The organism is uncultured Campylobacter sp., assembly GCF_938030785.1.
Lineage (GTDB): Bacteria > Campylobacterota > Campylobacteria > Campylobacterales > Campylobacteraceae > Campylobacter_B.
This window is the reverse complement of the sequence record NZ_CALHIK010000174.1, coordinates 1-1,902: the sequence shown is the minus strand read 5'-3', so window position 1 is coordinate 1,902 and position 1,902 is coordinate 1. Positions and strand designations below refer to the sequence as shown.

The window sequence follows — 1,902 nt, the reverse complement described above, 5'->3', positions numbered from 1 at the left end:
GCGGGATAAAGCAAAATTCCGCCAGGTAGAATTCCGCATCGCTGCGGAATTCAAAATTTAAAAGCAAATTTAAAATTTGCGGGAGCTACTCCTCTATCTTTTTGCCTGCAAATCGCACGAGAGCCCACGTAACGGCAAGTCCCATCGGTAGCGCTATCCAGACGCTAAGCCCTAGCGCTACGGGCAGATAGCCCGCCACCACGGCGACCGCGCCGACGGATAGAGCGTAAGGCATCTGCGTCTTTACGTGCTCGATATGATCGCAGCCCGCGCCCATCGACGAAAGGATCGTGGTGTCCGAAATCGGCGAGCAATGATCGCCGAAAATGGCGCCGGTTAGCACACCCGAGATATTTACGATCATATAGGCGTGAAGCGCATCGCCCGAAAGCCCGTAGTGAAGTCCCACAGCGTTTGCCAAAGGTATGGCTAGCGGCATTAGAATTCCCATCGTACCGTAGCTCGTGCCCGTCGAAAAGCTAATGAACGAGCCCAGCACGAAAATCGCTACCGGAAGCAAGAATTTCGGCGTGTTTTGGCTTAGCATATCGACTAGATAACGCGACGTGCCGAGCTCTTTGATGACAGAGCTGAGCGACCAGGCAAGCAGCAAGATCACGATCGTGACGATCATCGTCTTCCACCCTTTAATCCACGTAGAGATCGCCTCTCTGACATCAAAAATTTTGCGGTAAACGCTCATAAATATAGACACGACCGTAGCAAGAAGCGCCGCTTGAAAAAGCGCGACCGACGAGTTTGCGTTACCGAACGTCGCCTGAAGCGTTGCAAAGCTTAGCGGAGCGGCTTTTGCGGCTGCGAGAGCATCGCCTTCAAGCTTGCTTAGCCCGCTAAAATAAAAGCTCGCAAATGCGCCGCAGATTAGCACTATAAGCGGGATAACGGCGTTTGAAGCTTGCGGCTTGATCCCCTCTTTAGGCTCTAGCGTTTTATCTTCGAGCTCGGCGATGTTAGAATTTTTAGAGTGGATTTCGCCAGTCGCCGCGCGCCTTTCGGCAGAGAGCATCGGTCCGAAATCCCTGCGCATAAATGCGACGTAAACCACGAAAGCAAGCATGAAAAGATTATAGAAGCGATACGGCATGGTTTGCACGAAGATCGAGAAGGCGTTTACGTTTTGCACGCCGATCTGATCATATCCCGCTCTTATCAGAGAGACCTCAAGACCTACCCAGGTAGAAATTAGCGCGATACCCGCAATCGGTGCGGCGGTAGCGTCGATGATAAAGGCGAGCTTTTCGCGGCTGACTCTAAATTTATCGGTGATCGGCCTCATGACGGGGCCTACGATCAGTGCGTTTGCGTAGTCGTCGAAAAATACGAAAAGACCCATAACCCATGTTGAAATTTGCGCCGAGATACCAGTTTTAGCGCGCTTGCTAATCCAAAGCGCCACTGCTTTCGTGCCGCCCGTCCTGCTAATCAGCGCGACTACGCCGCCGATACAAAGCACCTGCAAAAGCACGCCCGCGTTGCCTTTGCTAGCCATCGAGCCCACCACGCGCGCGACCAGATCGGTAAAGCTGCCCACAAGCGCGGAGATCGGATTGTCGTTAACGACTGCTAACATATAGGTGCCGCTAAAAACGCCGATGAAAAGCGATAAAATCACCTCTTTGGTGATAAAAGCAAGCGCGATCGCCACGACGGGCGGCACTAGCGTCCAGATGCCGAAAAGCTCGGCATTATGCTGCCTGGTAGCGTCATCTACCGCAAACGCGGCGACGGACAAAACCGTCAGTAGTAGAATTTTTCTCATTTTTCCCCCTTTTGGAATTTGATCTTCTCGTTAAAACTAGCTTCGCTGCGTCGCCACCTTCCTTGCGGCTACGGCACACGAGCTTATCGTTTTGCTCTTGCAACTCGTCGAAGCATCGTCAT

General features: G+C 52.4%; 1 protein-coding gene. It reads right to left on the bottom strand.

Going from position 1 to position 1,902, the window contains the following annotated elements; genetic code table 11:
* Positions 1-85: 85 nt before the first annotated feature.
* The gene (locus tag Q0438_RS09995; protein WP_299190564.1) at positions 86-1,780 is read right to left on the bottom strand and encodes a Na+/H+ antiporter NhaC family protein; all 1,695 of its coding nucleotides are present in this window, start codon (positions 1,778-1,780) and stop codon (positions 86-88) included.
* Positions 1,781-1,902 lie beyond the last annotated feature (122 nt).